The 22,953-nt window shown below is 41.4% G+C and carries 20 protein-coding genes; 9 read left to right on the top strand and 11 right to left on the bottom strand.

The features are described from left to right. Window positions 1–1,131 (bottom strand): tRNA guanosine(34) transglycosylase Tgt, encoded by a 1,131-nt coding sequence (gene tgt / locus BM073_RS14000; protein ID WP_091654998.1) that lies wholly within the window; start codon window positions 1,129–1,131, stop codon window positions 1–3. A 121-nt stretch (window positions 1,132–1,252) separates the two neighbouring features. Here tgt and BM073_RS14005 point away from each other — a divergent pair, with 121 nt between their 5' ends. From BM073_RS14005 to BM073_RS14040, 8 genes are all read left to right on the top strand, one after another. After that, the gene (locus BM073_RS14005; RefSeq protein ID WP_091654943.1) at window positions 1,253–2,389 is read left to right on the top strand and encodes a glycosyltransferase; all 1,137 of its coding nucleotides are present in this window, start codon (window positions 1,253–1,255) and stop codon (window positions 2,387–2,389) included. Further along, complete coding sequence (locus BM073_RS14010) at window positions 2,380–2,991, top strand: RNA polymerase sigma factor (RefSeq protein WP_091654944.1); 612 nt, start codon at window positions 2,380–2,382, stop codon at window positions 2,989–2,991. The genes BM073_RS14005 and BM073_RS14010 overlap by 10 nt, the downstream gene beginning before the upstream one ends. After that, window positions 2,991–3,635: a 16S rRNA (guanine(527)-N(7))-methyltransferase RsmG gene (gene rsmG, locus BM073_RS14015; protein ID WP_091654945.1), complete on the top strand. Its 645-nt coding sequence runs from the start codon at window positions 2,991–2,993 to the stop codon at window positions 3,633–3,635. The genes BM073_RS14010 and rsmG overlap by 1 nt, the downstream gene beginning before the upstream one ends. A gap of 198 nt (window positions 3,636–3,833) precedes the next feature. Continuing rightward, on the top strand, window positions 3,834–8,120 hold the full coding sequence (gene dnaE, locus BM073_RS14020) for a DNA polymerase III subunit alpha (RefSeq protein WP_091654946.1): 4,287 nt from the start codon (window positions 3,834–3,836) through the stop codon (window positions 8,118–8,120). 127 nt (window positions 8,121–8,247) lie between these two features. Beyond that, complete coding sequence (trxA, locus tag BM073_RS14025) at window positions 8,248–8,568, top strand: thioredoxin (protein WP_091654947.1); 321 nt, start codon at window positions 8,248–8,250, stop codon at window positions 8,566–8,568. Between the two features lie 65 nt (window positions 8,569–8,633). Further along, on the top strand, window positions 8,634–9,689 hold the full coding sequence (gene mnmH / locus BM073_RS14030) for a tRNA 2-selenouridine(34) synthase MnmH (RefSeq protein WP_091654948.1): 1,056 nt from the start codon (window positions 8,634–8,636) through the stop codon (window positions 9,687–9,689). Next, the gene (gene selD, locus BM073_RS14035; RefSeq protein ID WP_091654949.1) at window positions 9,661–10,701 is read left to right on the top strand and encodes a selenide, water dikinase SelD; all 1,041 of its coding nucleotides are present in this window, start codon (window positions 9,661–9,663) and stop codon (window positions 10,699–10,701) included. The genes mnmH and selD overlap by 29 nt, the downstream gene beginning before the upstream one ends. 46 nt (window positions 10,702–10,747) lie before the next feature. Beyond that, window positions 10,748–11,647, top strand: coding sequence for a TolB family protein (locus BM073_RS14040; RefSeq protein ID WP_091654950.1), 900 nt, complete (start codon window positions 10,748–10,750; stop codon window positions 11,645–11,647). 27 nt (window positions 11,648–11,674) lie between these two features. Here BM073_RS14040 and BM073_RS14045 read toward each other — a convergent pair whose 3' ends face one another. The 9 genes from BM073_RS14045 to cmk form a co-directional block, all read right to left on the bottom strand. Further along, window positions 11,675–12,232, bottom strand: coding sequence for a DUF502 domain-containing protein (locus BM073_RS14045; RefSeq protein WP_091654951.1), 558 nt, complete (start codon window positions 12,230–12,232; stop codon window positions 11,675–11,677). Between the two features lie 60 nt (window positions 12,233–12,292). Beyond that, the gene (locus BM073_RS14050) at window positions 12,293–12,919 is read right to left on the bottom strand and encodes a 3-keto-disaccharide hydrolase (protein ID WP_091654952.1); all 627 of its coding nucleotides are present in this window, start codon (window positions 12,917–12,919) and stop codon (window positions 12,293–12,295) included. Between the two features lie 208 nt (window positions 12,920–13,127). Beyond that, complete coding sequence (nqrE, locus tag BM073_RS14055; RefSeq protein ID WP_091654953.1) at window positions 13,128–13,739, bottom strand: NADH:ubiquinone reductase (Na(+)-transporting) subunit E; 612 nt, start codon at window positions 13,737–13,739, stop codon at window positions 13,128–13,130. A gap of 15 nt (window positions 13,740–13,754) precedes the next feature. Further along, the gene (locus BM073_RS14060; RefSeq protein ID WP_091654954.1) at window positions 13,755–14,438 is read right to left on the bottom strand and encodes an NADH:ubiquinone reductase (Na(+)-transporting) subunit D; all 684 of its coding nucleotides are present in this window, start codon (window positions 14,436–14,438) and stop codon (window positions 13,755–13,757) included. A 29-nt stretch (window positions 14,439–14,467) separates the two neighbouring features. Further along, window positions 14,468–15,235, bottom strand: coding sequence for an NADH:ubiquinone reductase (Na(+)-transporting) subunit C (gene nqrC / locus BM073_RS14065; protein WP_091654955.1), 768 nt, complete (start codon window positions 15,233–15,235; stop codon window positions 14,468–14,470). Next, a complete protein-coding gene (locus BM073_RS14070; RefSeq protein ID WP_091654956.1) occupies window positions 15,222–16,436 on the bottom strand; it encodes an NADH:ubiquinone reductase (Na(+)-transporting) subunit B in 1,215 nt (404 codons plus the stop codon). The genes nqrC and BM073_RS14070 overlap by 14 nt, the downstream gene beginning before the upstream one ends. 5 nt (window positions 16,437–16,441) lie before the next feature. Continuing rightward, a complete protein-coding gene (locus tag BM073_RS14075) occupies window positions 16,442–17,797 on the bottom strand; it encodes a Na(+)-translocating NADH-quinone reductase subunit A (RefSeq protein ID WP_091654957.1) in 1,356 nt (451 codons plus the stop codon). Window positions 17,798–17,935: 138 nt separating this feature from the next. After that, window positions 17,936–18,832, bottom strand: a complete 897-nt coding sequence (locus BM073_RS14080; protein WP_091654958.1) for a 4-hydroxy-3-methylbut-2-enyl diphosphate reductase — start codon at window positions 18,830–18,832, stop codon at window positions 17,936–17,938. After that, a complete protein-coding gene (gene cmk / locus BM073_RS14085) occupies window positions 18,813–19,520 on the bottom strand; it encodes a (d)CMP kinase (protein WP_091654959.1) in 708 nt (235 codons plus the stop codon). Before cmk ends, BM073_RS14080 begins: the two co-directional genes overlap by 20 nt. 118 nt (window positions 19,521–19,638) lie before the next feature. Between cmk and ade the strand changes: the two genes are divergently transcribed. Further along, on the top strand, window positions 19,639–21,267 hold the full coding sequence (gene ade / locus BM073_RS14090) for an adenine deaminase (protein ID WP_091654960.1): 1,629 nt from the start codon (window positions 19,639–19,641) through the stop codon (window positions 21,265–21,267). Between the two features lie 99 nt (window positions 21,268–21,366). On the opposite strand, the gene BM073_RS14095 is transcribed toward ade, so the two are convergent. Further along, complete coding sequence (locus BM073_RS14095; RefSeq protein ID WP_091654961.1) at window positions 21,367–22,947, bottom strand: peptide chain release factor 3; 1,581 nt, start codon at window positions 22,945–22,947, stop codon at window positions 21,367–21,369. Window positions 22,948–22,953 lie beyond the last annotated feature (6 nt).

The raw sequence follows: 22,953 nt of genomic DNA on the forward strand, positions 1-22,953 counted from the left end.
TTAAAGTCTAGTGCTCACCTTCTTGACCATTTGCTCTTTCCAAACGGCAAAGTCCCCCGCGAGGATATGTTCCCTCGCCTGTCCTACTAACCATAGGTAAAACGCTAAATTATGAATACTGGCGATTTGCGCAGCTAAAATCTCCTTAGAAATAGTTAAATGCCGCAAATAAGCCTTGGAATAAAAAGTACTCGCATAATTACCTATTGCAGGATCAATTGCAGAGAAATCATCCTCCCATTTTTTATTTCGGATATTAATAATCCCTTCTGAGGTAAAAAGCATCCCATTTCTTGCATTCCGGGTAGGCATTACACAGTCAAACATATCCACACCCAAGGCAATGCATTCCAAAATATTAGCTGGAGTTCCTACTCCCATCAAATAACGAGGTTTGTCTTGAGGTAAAATATCAGTCACCAGCTCCGTCATTTCATACATCATTTCTGCAGGCTCACCTACCGATAGTCCTCCGATAGCATTACCTTCCCGCTCTCTGGAGGCAATAAATTCAGCGCTTTGCTTGCGCAAGTCTTTGTAAACTGAGCCTTGAACAATCGGGAAAAGCGTTTGGCTATAGCCGTACTTGCCAGTGGTAGAATCAAACTGAGTGATACATCTATCTAACCAACGATGGGTCATTTCCATGGACTTTCTAGCATAGCCATACTCGCAAGGGTATGGAGTACATTCATCAAAGGCCATGATTATATCAGCTCCTATGGTCCGCTGAATATCCATGACATTTTCAGGAGTAAAGTGATGCTTAGAACCGTCAATATGCGACTTGAACATCACCCCATCCTCTTTTATTTTTCGGCTACCTGATAAAGAAAAAACCTGATAACCTCCACTATCGGTCAAAATAGGCCTATCCCAACCATTAAAACGATGAAGCCCCCCTGCTTTTTCTATGATATCTAATCCCGGTCTCAAATAGAGGTGATAAGTATTGCCTAAGATAATCTGAGCCTGAATATCCTCCTTCAGTTCTCTTTGATGGACTGCCTTGACGCTTCCGGCAGTTCCAACAGGCATAAAAATAGGGGTTTGAATCGTTCCATGATCCGTTTCGACTGTACCGACTCTGGCTTTGGTCTGTGGATCAGTATGCTTTAAGGTAAACTTCATCTCTTGATTTTCAATGATGTGGACTTCATCCACGAAATGATGGGATTGGCCTGCAAAAATATCCACTTATTCTTAAATGAATGCCTAAATGTCTTTTATATTTGCCCAGCAAAATTGACCTATGGGCCTATTTTTACTTTGGTTTCTCTTCGGTATTGGCATTTTCATTCAAATCATCTATTTGTTGGTGATTTTTGGGCGAACTGCATTCTATAAATTGCCCAAATCTGGTGGAAGTACAGCAGACGAGGAAGCAGTCACGGTGGTAGTTCCGGCTCATAATGAGTACAAAAACCTCAAAGTCCTGATCCCCAAACTATTCGAACAAGATTACCCCAAATACGACGTATTGGTAATCAATGATCGAAGTACAGACAGAACCAAAAGGTTGCTGGAGGAGATGATGGCGATTTATCCTAGACTCAGGTCAGTCACCGTCAAATACACGCCCTCTCACGTAACTTCCAAAAAATATGCCCTGACCTTGGGTATCAAGGTGGCCAAAAGTGACGTCATTTTATTGACAGATGCAGATTGTATTCCGGCCTCTGATCAGTGGATTAGAAAAATGACCCAACCGGTAAGGACTCAAGACAAGGTTTTCTCCATAGGATATTCAGGGTATGAGCGCGTAAGTGGTTTCCTTAATAAATGGATTCAGTTCGAAACCCTGAAGACCGGACTTTACTATTTATCCTTTGCATTGTGGAAAGCTCCTTTTATGGGAGTAGGACGAAATTTATGCTATAGAAGAAGCTTTTTCATGGAAGTGAAAGCCTTCAAAGGTATTTGGCATATTGAAGGGGGAGATGACGATTTATTTGTAAATCGGTATGCAACCGGGAAAAACACTGCAGTTGTAATTGATCCAGAAGCTAATACACTTTCCAAACCGAAAGAAAATTGGAAAGAATACAAGGTTCAGAAGAAAAGACATCTGCATGCAGGAAAATATTACAGAGGAGAGGATAAGCGAAAAATCGGCTTTTATGCATTATCCCACGCCTTATTTTGGATTGGGGGTCTTGGCTTATTGATTTATTTTGGTTTGGAGGGCAACTGGGAACGTTTTCTTATCGTTTTCGGTATTATTCTAGTAAGATCATTTTTATTGTTGGGAATTTTCACCTCAGCAAGTAAAAAGATCAACGGTTCCAAAGTCCCTGCAAATATCCTGATCAATGACTTTTTGTATTTGGGTTATTTTTGGGTTTTAGGATCTGTTTCTCACCAGTCAAAAGACATTCAATGGAAGTAAACGAGCGCGGATTTTCTAACAAAGCACTGGAAGACTTTGATCTGATAGACAAGGCAGTGGATGAAAAGGATCAGCAGGCCTATGCTACCCTCATGAAGCGGTATAAAAAGGCTGTTTATTTCATGATCCTAAAAATGATCCGGGATGCTGATGATGCAGAGGACTTGACGATGGAGGCTTTTGCAAAAGCTTTTAAAAACCTGCATCGGTTCAAAAAAGACTACACCTTTTCCACCTGGCTATTTCGAATTGCCACTAACAATACCATTGATTTCATTCGAAAAAAGAAGCTCAAAACCATGAGCTTGAACACGACCATGTCTGATGATAGTGGGAATGCAGTCAATATCGATGTGGAAGATGATGACAACAATCCTCAGGATGAGTTTATCAAGTCTCAGCGTATAGAAATGGTGAGAATCTTTGTAGATAAGCTTCCTGCGAAATATCGAAAATTGGTTCAGCTGAGATACTTTGATGAGCTGTCTTATGAGGAAATCGCCCAAGAACTCGAGAAGCCTTTGGGAACTGTGAAAGCCCAACTTCACCGCTCCCGTGAACTTTTGTATGAAATCGCCTCCGGCAAAGAAAAACACATCTAATGAATACAGGCACTCAGCTGATTCTTTCCTACTTTCCTAATCTGACCGAAAAGCAAATCGAGCAATTAGACCGATTACAGGAATTATACGAGGATTGGAACTCTAAAATCAATGTAATCAGTCGAAAGGACATGGATCAGTTCTATGTTCATCATGTGCTGCACTCATTGGGGATTGCAAAAGTGATGGGATTTCAGCCTGGCACAAAAGTATTGGATATTGGTACAGGAGGAGGATTTCCGGGTATTCCTTTGGCTATTTTATTTCCTGACACCCACTTTCATTTGGTGGATTCTATTGGCAAAAAAATCACTGTAGTTAAGGAAGTGACAAAAGCATTGAAGCTAAGCAATGTCGAAGCACAGCAAGTGCGGGCCGAAACCTTAGTTAGAAAATACGATTTCGTGATCAGCAGAGCCGTGACCCGAATGATCAATTTTTATCCTTGGGTCAAAGGAAAAATCAAAAAAGAGGACTTCAACGAGTTTCCCAATGGAATCCTCTACCTCAAAGGAGGGGAAGTGGATGAAGAAATGGAAGAAACAGGCAAATCCTATGTCACTTATCATTTGGAAGACTATTTCAAAGAAGAATTTTTTGAGACCAAAAAAGTGGTCTATATGCCTTGGGAGGATAAAAGATAAAAGTATTAAGAGTCAACTTCAATGCTTTTTTCAATCAAATGGCTTCTATGATTGACTTAATTTTATTTTACTTTTTCTGGTAATATTAAACCAAACTGGTAATAGAATTTAATTCTAATTCTCCCCGACAATTCCTGCCACTTGACTTTTTTGACTCCTTCAAATGACCTAATTTGAAGCCTCAATTTTCTGTGCTGTATGTATATTATTTTCGATACCGAGACCACCGGTTTACCCCGAGATTACAATGCCCCCATGTCCGATGTGGACAACTGGCCCCGACTGGTTCAATTAGCTTGGCAACTTCATGATGCTCAGGGTAAACTGATCTCCAACCATAATTACATCGTCAAACCAGAGGGTTTTACTATACCCTATAATGCCGAAAAGGTTCATGGTATTTCTACCAAACGAGCTTTGGCAGAAGGACATGACCTGAAAGAGGTCTTGGCGATTTTTGAAAAGGATGTAGCTGGGGCTAAGCATCTCGTCGGTCATAATATCGAGTTTGATATCAATGTGGTCGGTTCAGAATTTATCCGGGCTGAATTGCCCATGCCATTAACGGCCAATCCACTCGACACGAAGGATATTTCCACTGAATTCTGTGCGATCCCCGGCGGTAAAGGAGGCAAATTCAAATGGCCTACCCTAACTGAATTACATCAAAAACTATTCGGAGAAGGATTTGGGGATGCACACGATGCAGCTTATGACGTAGATGCAACCGCCCGATGCTTTTTTGGATTGATTACGCAGGGTGTACAAAAGCCAGAAGAGGGTGTAGCCGTTTCAGAAGTAATCTACGAAGCCCCCAAACTTGCTGAAGCAAATTTTGCGCAGGCTAAAGACAGCCAAAAAGCCGCTGCTAAAGATGTACTCAAGCAAGCTGGAAAAGCAGATATTTCTGACTTGGTGGATGTCCCATTCACCCATTTGCACGTTCATACGCAATATTCAGTTCTACAAGCAACCTCAGAAATCCCGGCTTTGGTTGCAAAGGCAAAATCCATGAATATGCCAGCTATAGCGATGACTGATCATGGCAATATGATGGGCGCTTTCCACTTTGTCAAAGCTGCTATGGGAGCAGAGATCAAGCCGATTGTTGGTTGCGAATTTAACCTCTGCAGAGATCGAAAAAACAAAGGGCAAAAAGACGATGGTTTTCAAACTGTTTTAATTGCAAAAAACAAGGCAGGCTATCATAATCTGGCAAAATTAGCCTCCTACGCGAATATTGAAGGCTTTTATTATGTTCCGAGAATAGACAAGGAAGTTCTTGTGCAGTACAAGGGCGACTTGATTGCCACCACCGGAGGGCTTTGGGGAGAGATTCCATTTTTGATTTTGAATGTGGGCGAAACTCAAGCAGAGGAAGCATTTATCTGGTGGAAAGAGCAGTTTGGCGATGATTTTTATGTAGAGCTCAATCGACATGGAATCCCGGAAGAAGAAAAAGTCAATGAGGTACTCTTAGAATTTGCCAAGAAATATAATGTGAAATATTTCGCTGCCAATAACACCTATTACAATGATAAAGCGGATGCAAAAGCCCATGATATTTTGCTCTGCGTCAAGGATGGGGAATTGGTAGAAAAGCCCAAAAAATACGTAGGCAAGCGAGGACGGGAGTTTCGCTACGGCTTCCCGAATGACGAGTTTTACCTCAAATCTCCAGAAGAAATGAAAAAACTTTTTGCAGATCTTCCGGAGGCCATTGAGTGCACCCAAGAAATTGTCGAAAAATGTGAAGCCTACAAGCTGGCCAGGGAGGTTCTTCTCCCCAAATTTGACATTCCTGAAGAATTCAAAGATCCGCAAGATGATGTAGATGGCGGTAAGCGTGGAGAAAATGCCTATCTCCGTCACTTGACTTATGAAGGTGCCAAAAAACGCTACTCTGAGATCACTCCTGAGATACAGGAACGATTAGACTTTGAGCTGGCTACCATTGAAAACACCGGATATCCGGGTTACTTCCTCATTGTTCAGGACTTCACCCGAGCTGCCCGGGAAATGGGCGTTTCGGTGGGACCCGGAAGGGGTTCGGCAGCAGGATCCGCAGTGGCTTACTGCATCGGAATCACCAATGTGGATCCGATTGAGTACGATCTCCTTTTTGAGAGATTCTTGAACCCAGACAGGGTTTCACTTCCTGATATTGATATTGACTTTGATGATGAAGGTAGAGGAAGAGTTATTGACTATGTCATCAAAAAATACGGTTCCAATCAAGTCGCTCAAATCATCACCTATGGTACCATGGCGGCAAAATCAGCGATTCGGGATACCGCAAGGGTGCTCAATCTGCCCTTAGCAGAGGCTGGACGTCTTGCCAATCTAGTTCCGGACATCAAGTTGAAAGTACTATTCGAACTAGCGAAAAACCGAGCTGCTCTCTCTGAGAAACTGAAAGGTCAGGGAGAGTTGATCCAAAAAGCTGAAGAATTGCTTCGGGTTGCTCAAGGGCAGGATGAATCTGCGAAAACGGTCAATCAGGCAACAGTTTTGGAAGGCTCAGTAAGAAATACCGGGATTCATGCCTGTGGGGTAATCATTACGCCAGACGATATCACCAATTTCGTTCCTGTCGCATTGGCCAAGGACTCCGATATGGTTTGCACTCAGTTTGATAACTCGGTAGTAGAATCAGCCGGATTGCTGAAAATGGACTTTTTGGGTTTGAAAACCCTCACCCTGATAAAAGATGCGATCAAAATCGTCAAAGAACGTCATGGCATAGAACTGGATGCGGATGTTTTCCCGATAGATGATGAAAAGACCTATGAGCTATTTCAGCGAGGTGAAACAGTCGGCATTTTCCAATACGAAAGTCCCGGCATGCAGAAGTACATGCGTGAGCTGAAACCTACCGTTTTTGCGGATTTGATTGCCATGAACGCACTTTATAGACCAGGACCTTTGGCCTACATTCCTTCTTTTATTAAAAGGAAGCATGGATCCGAACCGATCACCTACGATCTGGAGGACATGAAGGAATATTTGGAGGAAACCTATGGAATTACGGTTTATCAGGAACAGGTAATGCTTCTTTCACAAAAACTGGCTGGCTTCACCAAAGGTGAGGCAGACGTACTTCGTAAAGCCATGGGTAAAAAGCAGAAAGATGTCTTGGATAAAATGAAACCCAAATTCATCGATCAGGCTGCAGCGAAGGGGCATGAACCTAAAAAACTTGAAAAAATCTGGACTGACTGGGAAGCATTCGCTTCCTATGCCTTCAACAAATCCCACTCCACCTGTTATGCTTGGATTGCCTATCAAACAGCCTACTTAAAGGCGCATTATCCTGCCGAATACTTAGCCTCAGTTTTGAGCAACAACATGAATGATATCACGCAAGTGACTTTTTTCATGGAAGAATGTAAGCGGATGGCTATCCCGGTATTAGGACCGGATGTCAATGAATCCAAAAATGGCTTCACTGTAAATGCCGCAGGAGAAATCCGCTTTGGAATGGCAGCAATCAAAGGTGCAGGCTCAGCGGCAGTAGATGAAATCATCAAGGAAAGAGAGAAGAACGGCCCTTTCAAAAACATCTTTGATTTCGCCAAAAGAGTGAACTCCAGAGCCTTGAATAAGAAAACCATGGAAGCCTTAGCCATGGCTGGAGGATTTGATTGCTTTCCTGAACATCACCGCAGACAATACCTGGAAGCTCCGGATGGAGATGTGACTTTGATCGAAAAGGCCGTGAAATATGCACAAAAGGTGCAGCAGGAAGAAGAAAGTGCGCAAGTGAGTTTGTTTGGCGGAAGTAGTGGTAGTATGGATATTCCACTTCCTTCAGTTGCCCCTATGGAGCCATTTTCTCAATTGCAGCAATTGAACATAGAAAAAGAGGTAGTAGGCCTATATATTTCCGGTCACCCGCTGGATCAATACCGTTTGGAAATTGAGTCATTTACCAATGCTTCCTTGCCTGACCTGAATGATTTGGAAACTTTACGTAGCAAGAAAGAAATCAGGCTTGCCGGATCAGTTTCCTCTTTCGCTCATAGAACCACCAAAAACGGGAAACCTTTTGGAACCTTGAGTTTGGAGGACTATCAGGGAGGCTTTACCTTCTTTTTGTTTGGAGAGGATTATGTGAAGTATAAGGAATACTTCATGACAGGTTGGTTTTTGTTTATCAAAGGAGAAGTCGGACAGAAGCGCTGGGATGAAAATTCCTTGGAGTTTAAGATCAATAGCATCATGTTATTATCTGAGGTCAGAGGAAAAATGATCAAAGGCCTTCGGGTAAATATTGACTTGGATGATCTGACTTTAGACTTGATGGAGAAACTGGAGGGAATCACTCAGAAATACAAAGGAGAGGCAAAACTCTATTTCGATGTAATCGATAGAAAAGAGAATATCAGCCTTGAATTATTTTCTAAGAAGTTCTCTATTGACCCAAGTGCTGAAATGATCAAAGAACTAAAGGAAATACCTGAAATAGTCTATAAAGTAGAGTAAGAGAAGTGAATTCGGTATTTGCCTATGACTCATAGACAAAAAATGATAAGTGGTAGGAACTAATTACTGATTGATTAACTTTCTCTCATATATTTGAATAAAAGAATCGAACTAAACGAATTATACAATGGGAAAAGCAATCGAAATCACCGACGCTAATTTTGAAGATGTAATCAAATCCGATCAGCCAATTCTGGTTGATTTTTGGGCTGAATGGTGTGGACCTTGTAAAATGATCGGACCAGTAGTTGAAGAATTGGCCGGTGATTACGAAGGGAAAGCAGTAATCGGAAAAGTGGATGTAGACTCTAACCCAGGAGTTGCTCAGGCATTTGGCATCCGTTCTATTCCAACCTTATTGTTCTTCAAAGATGGACAAATCGTAGATAAGCAAGTAGGCGCAGTGCCTAAGGCAGTATTAGCTCAGAAATTAGACGCTCAGTTATAAGTAGCATCTTTCTAAAATTTGAAGCCACGGAAAAATCCCGTGGCTTTTTTTATATTCGACTCTAGATGAATGAAAAAATAATTTCTCTTTCTGAATTTTTCGATTTAAGAGCCTCGATACCTATTCTGGACGCCCGAAGCGAAGGAGAATTTGAGCAAAGCTATATACCCGGGGCGCAGAATCTCCCTATTCTAAACAATGAAGAAAGAATTGTAGTCGGGACTCTTTATAAAAATAAAGGCAGTGAAGCGGCTACCTTAAAAGGTTTTGAACTGGTCGGCCCTAGATTTCATCTTATCCAAAAAGAAGCAATTCAACAATTCCCCGAGCGAAAAGTCCTACTCTACTGCTGGCGAGGAGGAATGAGATCTCAGATTTTATCTTGGCTATTGGGAATGGTAGGGTTCGAAGTGTATCGCTTAAAAGGTGGCTACAAAACCTATAGAACTTTTACATTTGAAGAGGTTCGAAAACCTCGTACACTCATCGTATTAGGCGGAAAAACAGGTTCCGGAAAAACACTGTTACTAAAGAAGCTCTCTAAAAGTGGGGAACAAGTTATTGATTTGGAAGGCCTGGCAAGGCATAAGGGATCCTCATTTGGTGCGATAGGGCAAAAGCCTCAACCTACTGTGGAGCAGTTTGAAAACCTGATGGCCGAGCAATTACTTCAAATGAATATTCTTCAAACCATCTGGGTGGAAAACGAAAGCCGAAAAATTGGAAGGATTATTATCCCTGATCATTTTTTTCAGCTAATGCTTGAGGCACCCCTGATAGATATTTTCAAGACAGATGAGGAAAGAATAGCGCATATTGCTGATGAATACGGGAAACTTCCCAAAGAAGAATTGATAGCTGCCGTTAAGCGATTGAAGAAAAAATTAGGAGGACTAAGAACGGAGCAGGCAATTGAAGCAATCCAGTCAGGAGACCATGCAGCTTGGATTCAAAATCTCTTAATTTACTATGATAAGGCTTACGAATACGACCTTAACCGACATCCCAACGAAAAAACGTATTCATTGGACTTGAGCAACAAAAACATTCTCCAGCAAATAGAGCTTTTAATTCAAACCAAATCCAAGATCCATGGAAACTCAAGCAACCCGATTAACTGAATGGAGCGAAGGCTCAGGTTGTGGGTGCAAAATCGCTCCTGCCATTCTTGATCAAATACTCACCACCAGTAATTCATTTAACCAAACTGATCCCAAACTATTGGTTGGTAATTCCGGCAAAGACGATGCAGCAGTATATCAGGTTTCGGAGGATATCGCAATCATCAATACCGTTGATTTTTTCACACCTATAGTCGATGACCCATTTGATTTTGGAAGAATAGCTGCGGCTAATGCCATTTCTGATGTTTATGCGATGGGAGGAAAACCAATTTTTGCCAATGCAATCTTGAGCTGGCCTGTAGAAAAACTAGCTCCCGAGCTAGCAGCAAAGGTCCTAGAAGGAGCTAAAAGTATTTGTAAAACCGCGGGAATTGAACTGGCAGGAGGGCATAGCATCGCTGCCAAAGATCCGATATTTGGACTCTCGGTCAACGGAATAGTTCATCCGAGAAAAATAAAAACCAACAAAGGGGCAAAAGCTGGAGATCTGATATTTTTGACTAAACCACTGGGAATAGGTGTTTTGGCCACCGCCCTCAAGCGTCAAAAAATTAAAGAGACGGATTATCTCAACTTACTGGATACTGCCTGTAGATTGAATCAAATTGGAGCAGTTTTAGGAAATCATGAGGAAGTTCATGCCATGACAGATGTGACTGGTTTTGGATTGCTGGGCCACTTGATCGAAATGGCAGAAGGTGCAGGACTTTCGGCAGAAATAGAAATTGAAAGACTACCCTTAATTGAAGGAATACAAGATTATATCAATCAATTCATTTTCCCTGATAATACGTACAGAAATTGGAATGCTTTTAATTCCAAAACAGAAGGTGTGAAAGGAATGGATTTGGTCAAACTTTGCGATCCTCAGACCAGTGGTGGTTTGTTGATTGCTGTTGCACCGGAGAATCAGACTTGGTTTGAAAATACCTTACAAGCGGAAAATCAGGTAGCCTGGGAAATAGGAAAGTTTACTGAAAAACTGGATTTTACAGTAAAGGTAAGCTAGGAGTTCATAGGCTTTTGTAACTTGATTCCAATCAAACCTAGCCAAAATGAACCTCAAACTCTGCTTCCTGCTCTTTTTGCTTCCATCTTTATTTGCCATGTCCCAAGTCCCTGCCTCCATTGAAAGTGAATTAGTCATTTTAAATGTAAATACCCTGGAGGAAAAGGTTGTTTTGAGGGAAAAACGGCATTTTGAAGCTCCTAACTGGACCCGGGATGGAAAACATTTATTAATCAATGCTGACGGAAAGCTGGAAAAAATTGATTTAAATGGAAATAAGCTAGGCTTAATCTTCCCGGATCAAATTACCCGCATCAACAATGACCATGGATTGAGTTTTGATGGAAAAACCATTGTCTTCAGTAAAAATGAGGAAGGCATGGGCTCCCGGATTTATACGATTCCTGCAAAAGGAGGAAAAGCCAAACTTATCACTCCCAAGTATCCGAGCTACTGGCATGGTATCAGTCCTGATGGCAAAACGCTCGTGTATTGTGCAGAAAGAGATGGGGCATGGGATGTCTGGGCGATTTCAACTCAAGGAGGCACGGAAATCAGGCTAACTGATTCTGAAGGCTTGGACGATGGACCCGAATATTCTTATGATGGACAATGGATCTACTTCAACAGTCACCGAACTGGCAGAATGCAAGCCTATAGGATGAAGCCAGACGGGTCTCAGCAAGAGCAGCTAACTTTTGATGAGTTGGATAATTGGTTCCCTCACCCTTCCCCAGATAATAAGAGCGCTGTGATTATTTCCTATCTAGAAGATCAAAAGGGAGCCCATCCTTTTGGGAAGGATGTGAAGCTCCGGTTACTGGATGTGGAAAGCAAAACACTCAGAGACCTTACTCCAGTTTTTTATGGAGGTCAAGGCACCATTAATGTACATTCTTGGTCTCCGGATGGAGATTGGATAGCTTTTGTGAGGTATTATCGTTAGGAAAATGAGGGTGAAACTGAAATTATATCAATGCCCCAGATTAGATACCCCACCAGAAACCATAAACTTCATGACATCTGAGCTTTTCACTCCATGGAGAGGTTTGACCTTGTCCTTTGGTACTAAAAACACATTCCCGGACACATTATAGCTGTGTGGAAAGTAAACAGCTATCAAATCAGGTTCGCCAATTTCGGACATATCTTCCTGAGTTATAAAACCCAATCGTGAAAGTGTATCCGATATCTGAACAATGACAGGAGAGCTAAATTTCTTTTTATCTCCCACAAAAGCCCCCATCAAATCCTTAATAGAAGTATAAAGTAGATTCACCAATGGAATCTTAAATACTCCTCTTTCAAACCATTCAAAAAAAGGTTTGGTAAAGAATAAACTTGCCAGATATCCAATAAAAGTAATCAAGCCTAAAACCATTAAGATGCCAATCCCTGGAATAGGCACAGGAATCAAATTGTCTAAGAAGACAAAAATGGCATAGATCACATAAATCGTAACGGCTAACGGAGTAATGAATAATAGTCCTCTCAGAAAGTAGGACAGAATTCTTTTATAAGTGAATCCCATGGATTTAGATCTAGAAAAGATTAGAATTACTAATTCATCAAGTACGAATACTCAAAGGTATCAATCCAGCAATTTAATCTTCACACTTCTATAAAAAATCACTGATTCTGGATCATGGGCTTGTAAAGCAATGGTTCCCCTATCAAACTTCTTCTCTCCAGCGCTGGCAGGCCTGTCGGCATCTTCAGACTCATCATATTCCATGACTACCTGATCATTGATTTTGACAGTAGCCTGATCTCCTTTGACAATAATATGGTAAGTATACCATTCGCCATCATTCACATATACTTCTCTTACATCATTGAAAGAATAAAGGCTTCCTGATTTTCTCCAGTCAGAATGTGATTGATTGACTTGCACTTCATATCCTTTTTCAGGCCAACCTTTTTCTTGATAAGCAGTATGGATAAAAATTCCTGAATTGGCTTTAGGCATTGTTTTTACCTCTACCATCAATTCAAAATTCTCAAATTCATGATCTCCCACCGGTCCCACATAAAAAGCATGTGCTCTGGGTCCATCCACTTTAATGACACCATCCACTACTTGAAAGGAATTCGGATTTTCAGAGACTTTCCATCCATCCAAATTCTTCCCGTTGAATAATTCAATCCATTCTGTCGATTGAGCAAATGACAAAGAGCAAATGAGCAGAAAGGTTAAAAATAAGCTTAGTTTTTTCATCTGTTTATAAATTGTTTTTTAGAGGTCAGATGGAATGCCCAAGATAATAATCCCCCTCTGTGAGATTTTTCCTAATGGGCATTTCATAGGGATACAATTAAGGTTTGATCTATGAATATACGATCACAATCAGCAGCTATCCAAACCGCTGGAAAAACAAAAAAGGCTCTGAATTCCTCCAGAGCCTTTCCTATTCTATTTGATGATATTATAAGTCTATTCCCATGAAAGACATGAAAGCTATCCCCATCAAACCAGTTAGAAGCATGGTAATTCCCAAACCTTTCAAACCGTTTGGTACATGAGAATACTTTAACTTCTCTCTAATCGCTGCCAAAGCAACAATCGCAAGGAAGAAACCTGTACCTGAACCGAAACCGTAAACAGCTGATTCAGCCAAGGTATAATCTCTTTGCGCCATGAAAAGGGAACCACCCAAGATCGCACAGTTTACAGCGATCAAAGGCAAGAAGATACCCAATGCACCATACAATGCTGGAGCGAACTTTTCTACTACCATTTCTACCAGCTGAACCATCGCAGCGATGATCGCGATAAACATGATAAATCTAAGGAAAGTCAAGTCAATGGAAGCCAACTCAGCATTCACCCAAGTCAAAGCTCCTTCTTTCAATACAAATTCATTCAACAGCCAGTTGACAGGGACAGTTACAGTCAATACGAAAATAACTGCTGCACCTAATCCTAGCGCTGTACTTACTTTTTTGGAAACGGCCAAGAAAGAACACATTCCGAGGAAGTAAGCGAAAACCATGTTGTCGATAAAGATCGACCGAATTCCTAAATTAAATAATTCCATTTCTTCTATCGGATTTTAGTGTTCAACATAACCTGTTTTGGTACGCTGTACCCAAATGATCAAACCTAGGATGATGAAAGCTCCTACAGGAGATACCATCAAACCATTGGTAGCTAAAGAGAAGTCATCTCCAAAGATTCCTGACACATAATCGAAAACCGGAATTCCGAATACAGATCCTGATCCCCAAAGCTCTCTAAAGAAAGCTACTGTCAAAATAATCCAAGAGTATCCTAAAGCAGACCCAAAACCATCCAAAATAGAATCGTAAGGCTTGTTACCCAAAGCAAACGCTTCTAAACGACCCATTACGATACAGTTGGTAATAATCAAACCTACGAATACAGAAAGCTCTTTATACATATCGTAAGCGAAAGCTCTCAAAATCTCAGAAACAAGCGTTACCAAGGTAGCTACAACGGCCAGCTGAACGATAATACGTACTCGGCTAGGAATGGTGTTTCTTAATAGTGAAATGGTCAAGTTGGCCATTACTACTACGAAAATTACCGAAATCGCCATTACCAAAGTTGGCTTCATTTGAGTAGTCACCGCCAAAGCAGAACAGATTCCCAATACCTGAATGGTGATTGGGTTATCATCCACCAAAGGATCACTTATTAATTTTTTGCGGCGCTTGGAAAGAAGAGCCTCTGAAGGCTTTTTCTCAATCGCTTTTTCTACAGTTTCAGCACTCATTAGTATAAAATTCTTGAGTTGAATAATGATTAAAATGCAGCAGCCATCGCCTTAGAACCTTTCTTAGATTCTATATAGGCTTTATAATGACCTAGGTAATTTTGCAACATGGTATTTACTCCGTTACCGGTAATCGTTGCTCCTGACATGCCATCTACTTGGTGAGGATTGTCAGAATAGTCTTTGCCTTCTCCTTTTTGCATGGAAACGGCTACCAATTCCCCAGATTCATTGAAAATTTCTTTTCCCACATATCTTTCCTGCACCCCAGGTTCGGTAATTCTAGCTCCTAGGCCTGGAGTTTCGCCAGCGTGAGCCATAGTAATACCACCTACAGTATTCATATCTGTATCTAAGGCCAAATATCCCCAGATGGCATCCCATAATCCAGCACCATACAAAGGGAAAATATAAGATTCTACTGCTTCTGAATCTCCTTCTTTATGGAAAATGAATACCGGATAAAGACGTTGGTCAGCAGGCTTTTTATAATTCTTAGCAATGTCAACCGTCTCCGCAGAAACAGCTACACCACCCTGCTCTTTTACTTCCTGTCCGTTGATATCCACCACAGTGGAAGAAATTCTATTGGTATAGAAGGCATTTACTTCTTCTGGAGACATTGCGTCAATTTCATCGCCTGAAATAACCGCGCCCAGAATCTGCTTCTTTTTATCCAAAGCTTCAGCTTCTCTTTGCATAGGACCCAAAACTTGGGAAGTACCTGAAAGAAGCAAGCCAAGAACTACGGTCAAAATGACCGAGAATGTGATGATATAAGCGTTAGACTGTTGCACGTTGTAACCTCCTTGTTTTGTTTGCTTTTACTACATAATAGTCGATCAGAGGAGCGAAAACGTTCATAAATAGAACGGCTAGCATAATTCCCTCTGGATAGGCTGGGTTTGTAACTCGAATGATCACGGTCAAGAAACCTATCAATAATCCATAAATCCATTTACCAGTTTCAGTCTGTGATGCTGAAACAGGATCAGTTGCCATAAAAACGATACCGAAGGCCAATCCACCCATCACCCAGTGATATTGAGGAGGCATTGCCATGTATTCATTTACAGCAAAAAGATTCATCACGAATCCCATGATGTATGCTCCTGCGAAACCGGAAACGATAATCTTCCAGCTTGCTACTCCTGTACCGATCAAAATCAAAGCTCCAACCAATGCCATCAATGTGGAAGTCTCCCCAATTGAACCAGGAATCCATCCCATAAACATGTTAGCGAAGCTGAACAAATCTGAACCCAGTGCAGTGTTATGACTGGCTAAAGCTTCGGTCACAGGCACACCATCTACTCCGGCATTATAGGCAACAGCCAAGGCAGTTGCTCCTGAGAAACCGTCAACTGCAGCTTTATCGCCTAAATAAGTCCAAACTTGGTCACCTGAAATCTGTGCAGGATAAGCAAAGTATAAGAATGCTCTTGCTGTCATGGCCACGTTCAGGATATTCATCCCTGTACCGCCAAAAACTTCTTTTGCAATAACTACAGCAAAAACGGTAGCCAAGGCAACTTGCCATAAAGGTGTAGTAGCAGGAACTACCAAAGGAATCAACATCCCTGTTACCAAGAAGCCTTCGTTGATAGGGTGCTTTCTAATCACAGCAAATGTGGCCTCTACCAAACCACCAGCAGCATAAGCTACAATAATGATTGGAAGAACCAATTGCAAACCGATTAGGGCTTTATCTCCAAAATTTTCCCACAAACCTGCTGTTTCACCAGTGGCCAACAAACTTTGATGCCCAACATTGTAAATACCAAACAACAAGCAAGGAATCATGGCCACCACTACAGTGATCATCATTCGCTTCAGGTCAATGGCATCCTTTACTTGGGCACCTTTGATTCCTGTGGTATGATTTGGTGAGAAAAGGAAGGTCTCACCCGCCTCAAATGCGTAATATAAACTTTCAAGCTTGCCCCCTTTTTCAAAAAGAGGCTTCTGCTTGTCCATTAAATCTCTTAGAAACTTCATATGGATTAACTGTATTGGATTAATTCTATACCTTTTCTTACCAACTCCTGCACAGGATGCTTGGACACATCGACAAATTCACAAAGTGCCAAATCCTCTTCTACGATCTCATAGATTCCCAATTCTTCCATTTCATCAAAATCCTCCGCCATGATGGCTTTCAATAAATAAACTGGAAGAATATCCATCGGAGTTACTGATTCAAACACACCGGTTTGAACAAATGCTCTTTCCTCTCCTCTAGCATTAGAGTCAAGTACATATTCTTTGTTTGGTTTTAGGAAGGAAAGTAAGCCTAAAGCTCTGTGATAGCTTAGCTTTTCGGTGGTAGGCTTCGCCCAACCTAAGAACTCATAATAATCTCCTTCAGGGATTACAGTGATCTGGTTGTGATAGAACCCTAAATAACCTTCCATAGAGATTTTCTCTCCTGTCAATACATTGCCAGAGATCACTCTAACATGCCCGCTGTTCAAATTTCCTTTTACAAAAGTGGATACACAAGCTCCAACCTTTGTTTTCACGTAGGCAGTTTTGGTCAATTCTGAACCAGTGATGGCAATGACTTTAGAAGCATCAAATACACCATTCACTATCAATTTACCGATCTGTACCACCCCTGCCGGAGAAATAGTCCAAGCAATTTCACCCTTGTTGATAGGGTCTAGGTGATGAATTTGCACACCCACATTACCTGCAGGATGTGGACCGGAGAATTGATTGATCTGAACACCTTTAGCCTGCGAGAAAATCGCAGGTACTGACTTAGAACCATCCACATTGAGGTGAATTTTTCCTTCAGTCAATTTGGCCAAAGCGTCCAAACCAGCCTGAAAATAAGAATCTTCACCTTGAAGGGTGAATCCCAAATCAGGAGCCAATGGATGCGTATCAAAAGCAGAAATGAAAATAGCCTTTGGAGTATCTGCAGGATTAGCTACAACTCCAAATGGACGCTGAATCAAATTTGGCCAAACTCCACTTTGGGTTAGTTTTTGGACTAGAGACTCTCTATCGATAGATGCCAGGTTAATTTTTCCCAGGTCTTCGAAAGAGTTTTCTTTATCCGCCAAAATTTTGATTTCGAGTAGCTTTCGCTTTTCACCCCTTTTGACTTCAACGATTTCACCTGATACCGGCGCCACATACATGACTTGGTCCAAGGCCTTATCGAACAGGATTGGAGTACCAGCCTTCACTGCATCTCCCTCATTGACAAGTACTTTTGGTCTTTGAAGACCAATAAAGTCTGTCGGCTTAATTGCGAAGGTTTGAGCGGGAGCAAAATCAGCCAGCTCTTGCTTAGCCTTTCCTGCCAGGTTGATGTCAAAACCTTTCTTAAGCTTCACTATTTTAGACATATCTGTTTTTGAACTATGAGCTTTTGAAAAACGCCCCAAATCTAATAAATAACCTCTTTATTTATAGAGTATCTGGAAGTTTATCTTTGAATTTCTTATAGAAAGTTTCCCTTTGATTCCAAAAGGTTGATTTATGGTTTAAGCTAGCAATGCATTCTCTTCCATAGATTCCAAGTGGCTTTTGACTTGCTCCATCAGCCACATGGGAGTAGAAGTGGCTCCGCAGATTCCAACTTTATCTGTTGGCTGAAACCAGTCTGGATCCATTTCTGTTTCGTTTTCTATGAAATAACTTCTGGGATTTTCACTCAAACAAACTTGGTAAAGTGCTTTACCATTTGAGCTTTTTTTACCGGAAACAAATAAAATCACATCATTTTCTTGCGCAAATCGCTGAAGCTGAGGCTCTCGGTTAGAAACCTGCCGACAGATTGAATCATTTGCATTGAAATCCACTTCTGTCAATTCACCTTTGGCCGCTTTAATTCTCTCTTCAATTTTCTGAGAAAGCTCATAAAAGCCTTTGGTACTTTTTGTGGTCTGACTGAACAGTGTAACCGGCTTATTAAAATCGATTTTCTCCAAATCAGCATCTTCCATCACAACGATGGCCTTTTCCAAAGTTTGACCAGTCAAGCCAATCACTTCTGCATGTCCCTTTTTTCCATAAATTACGATTTGGCCATTTTCCCGCTCCATTTTATCAAAAGCGGTTTTGACACGATGCTGCAATTTTAGGACTACCGGACAAGATGCATCAATCAGCTCTATGTTGTTTTCTATGGCAGTTTTATAAGTCTCCGGGGGTTCACCGTGGGCACGGATCAATACTTTGCAATCACTCAGTTCAGACAATTGATCTCTATCTATCACCACTAGGCCCTTTTCAGCGAGCCGCTTGACCTCCATATCATTATGAACGATATCTCCCAGGCAATAGAGTTTTTCTGATTGCTCCATTTCATCCTCTGCCATTTTGATGGCAAATTCTACTCCAAAGCAATAGCCCGAATTCTTATCGATGGTTACTTGCATAATCTTCTCTAGGATTAATTTTTTGCTTGGCCAAATACACAATCTGTGCAACTTGCTCCACAAAGCTGAGATTACTGGTGTCTATTTCGATGGCATCCTCCACTTGGATCAGTGGACTTTCACTTCTGGAAGAATCTATTCTATCTCTTTCGGCTAGATTTTGCTGAATATCATCCAGATCGATCATATCGCCTTTTTCCAGCATTTCTTGTTGCCTTCTATAAGCTCTAGTCTCCAAATCTGCCGTCATAAATATTTTTAATTCAGCATCGGGAAATACTACCGAACCTATATCCCTTCCATCCATCACCACACCTTTTGATTTACCTAAACGTTGCTGTTGCGCTACCAGTTCCTTTCTGATTTCCTTGATTTTAGCTATCTCGCTAACCTTCTCGGAAACGCGCATGCTACGTATTTTAGATTCTACGTTAACTCCATTCAAATAGGTTTCTTGTTTTCCCGTATCAGGGTTCGGATGAAATTCGATTTCAAGTGATTTCAATCCTTTTGAAACATCCTGAGGATTGGATGGGGCAAGATAGTTATCCAAGAAATGAAGCGTAGCTGCCCGATACATGGCACCCGAATCAATGTAGGTATAGCCCAATTCTTTGGCAACTGCCTTAGCTGTAGAGCTTTTACCACAACCCGAATATCCATCTATGGCGATGACAATTTTACCCATTCAAAAATCCAGCTTTCGCTCCTTTTTAATTCCGTCGCAAATATAGTAGTTTTAATCCAAACGAATTTTTGGGAGAGGATTTTCCCCATTTTTATTTTATTGATATAAATCAGATTTCATGATCATCATAGCCAGATATGTAGACATACATCAAAGGAGAATTTATCCAGTGGAGCTCGAAGTTTTAAAAGGGGAAATTGCTTCCATCCGGCCCACTTTCGTAAGAGGAGATATACCCTACCTGATGCCTGGATTTATTGACGCTCACGTACATGTGGAATCATCCATGCTGGTCCCGTCAGAATTTGCCCGATTAGCCGTTACTCACGGCACGGTGGCAACTATCTCCGATCCTCATGAGATTGCCAATGTCTGTGGTATGGCGGGAGTAGAATATATGATTGAGAATGGAAATCAGGTTCCATTCAAATTCTATTTTGGCGCTCCTTCCTCTGTGCCTGCTACGCCTTTTGAGACAGCTGGTGGAGAAATTGATGCATCGGATATAGAAACCCTGATGAGCAGACCGGAAATTCATTATCTGGCAGAAATGATGAATTGGCCCGGAACCGTCAATCAGGATCCTTTGGTCTTGGAGAAAATCAGAATTTCCCAAAAATATGGGAAGCCAATAGATGGGCATGCTCCTGGACTCAAGGGAGAATTAGCCGAAAAATACGTGAAAGCAGGACCGAGTACGGACCATGAATGCTTTACCTACGAAGAGGCTTTGGGGAAAATAAAACTCGGAATGAAAATTTCGATCAGAGAAGGATCGGCAGCCAAAAACTTTGAAGCACTCATCGACTTGATAGATGATTATCCAGAGATGATCATGTTTTGCTCAGACGATAAGCATCCAGATAATTTGGCCGTTTCTCATATTAATCAATTAGCTGCACGTGCAATAGCCAAAGGAAAGGACGTTTTTGATGTACTTCGGGCAGCCTGCATTAATCCCATCCAACACTATTCATTGAATGTAGGGCAACTCAAAGCCGGAGACCCAGCAGATTTTATCCTGGTGAAAGACCTGGAGAAATTTGAAGTACTCGCCTCTTATATACAAGGACAAAAAGTCGCTGAAAACGGAAAGACGCTGATTCCAAGCATCAAAAATGAGTTGATCAATAATTTTCATACCTCTCTCAAAAAGCCGGAAGACTTTCAAATCCCTGCTTCCGGAAACAAGGTTAGAGTCATTGAAGCACTTGATGGACAGTTGATCACTCCAGAGATAGCTGGAGAAATCATACTTCGCGAGGGATTGGCAGAATCCAATCTGGAAAAAGACATCCTGAAAATTACTGTAGTCAACCGCTACGAAGATGCTCCTCCTGCTGTGGCATTTATCAAAAACTTCGGTTTGAAAGCTGGGGCGATTGCTTCCTCGGTAGGGCATGATTCGCATAATATCATTGCAGTAGGCGTGGATGACGAATCGATTTGCAGGGCGGTGAATCTCCTAATCGATGCAAAAGGCGGGATTTCCGCAGTTTCGAAAAAAAAGGAAGAAATCCTTCCACTCCCCGTAGGAGGCATTATGTCTCCCGATGACGGCTATCAGGTGGCAGAAGCCTATACCCAAATCGACCGAATGGCCAAGGAAATGGGTTCCACCCTAAATTCTCCCTTTATGACACTAAGCTTTATGGCTCTGCTGGTGATTCCGGACTTGAAACTGAGTGATAAGGGTTTATTTAATGGACAGAAGTTTAAATTTATAGAGTTATTTCTAAATCAATAACTTCACTTCTTTGGAAAAAGGCTTTAAAAAAATCGAGTCAAAATTAAAGATTAGATTAAAAACCCTCCAAGTTTTCAAATCTCTTGGAGGATGAGTAATTTAAAACTCCGATGTAAAGTGAAATTCAATCTCAGGATAATTGTCCTGAACCATCTGAAGCCAGGCTTTGGATTCGGCCATAAAGACCAGTTTCCCGTCTTTATCATGAGCAATATGGCGGTTCTTTGATCGAACAAACTCATCCAATTGCTTTTTATCCTTACTACTGATCCAGCAGGCTTTGTATAGATTCATCGGATGGAATTCCACCGTGGCATTGTATTCATTTTTCAATCGGAATTGAATCACTTCAAATTGAAGCTGCCCCACAGTACCGACTACTTTTCGAGAACCCATATCGAAGGTAAACAGCTGGGCTACTCCTTCTTCCATCAATTGCTTCAGCCCTTTTTCCAATTGCTTGGTCTTCATAGCGTCTTTGTTGACCACTTCTCTAAAGATCTCCGGCGAGAAACTAGGAATTCCCGTGAAGACCATATTCTCCCCATCCGTTAATGTGTCGCCGATTTTTAGATTTCCTGTATCATACAAACCCACAATGTCACCTGGAAAAGCCTCGTCTATGATCTCTTTATCTTGAGCCATAAACTGAGTCACATTTGAAAAACGAAGTGGCTTGGGTCCTCTTACGTGGTTGTACGGCTTGTTTCGTTCAAATTTGCCAGAGCAAATCCTCAAAAAGGCAATTCTATTTCGGTGATTAGGATCCATGTTCGCATGGATTTTAAAAACAAATCCTGAAAACTTGGATTCGTCCGGTTTCACCTCTCTTACATCTGTATTCCTGCTTTTAGGTGCAGGGGCAATTTTGATAAAAGTATCCAGCATTTCATTCACTCCGAAATTATTAACCGCAGATCCAAAAAACACGGGGGCAACTTTTCCCTCTAAATACTCTTTCGGATCAAATTCTGGATATACCCCATCAATCAGCTCCACATCTTCCCGAAGTTGGTTTGCAGCATTCTGCCCAATCAAGGTATCCAATTCAGAATCTTCTAAATTTTCAAAGGTAGTTCGGTCATCGGAAAGCTTTCGCTGAGAAGGTGTGAAAAGATTAAGCTTCTTATCGTAAAGATTGTATACACCCTTGAAACTTTTACCCATTCCAATCGGCCAAGAAAGTGGTCGGCATTGAATATTCAACTTTTGCTCTACCTCATCTAATAAATCGTAAGGATCCCTTCCTTCTCTATCCAACTTATTGATAAAGCAAATAACTGGAGTATTTCTCATCCGGCAGACTTCCATCAGCTTTTCAGTCTGAATCTCCACCCCTTTTACACAGTCAATTACCATAATAACCGAGTCCACAGCTGTCAGGGTTCGGTAAGTATCTTCTGCGAAATCCTGGTGACCAGGAGTATCCAGCAAATTGATTTTGGTGTCTTTATATTCGAAGCCCATCACAGAGGTTGCCACGGAAATACCTCTTTGCTTCTCGATTTCCATCCAGTCAGACTTGGTTGCTGTATCAATCTTATTGGATTTGACAGCACCTGCAGTATTGATCGCTCCTCCAAAAAGCAAAAGTTTTTCGGTCAAGGTAGTTTTCCCTGCATCCGGGTGGGCAATGATGGCAAAAGTTCTTCTCTTACTGATTTCCTTATTCAAACTCATGAGTCC

The sequence above is a fragment of the Algoriphagus ornithinivorans genome (assembly GCF_900115305.1).
In the GTDB taxonomy this organism is placed as follows: domain Bacteria; phylum Bacteroidota; class Bacteroidia; order Cytophagales; family Cyclobacteriaceae; genus Algoriphagus; species Algoriphagus ornithinivorans.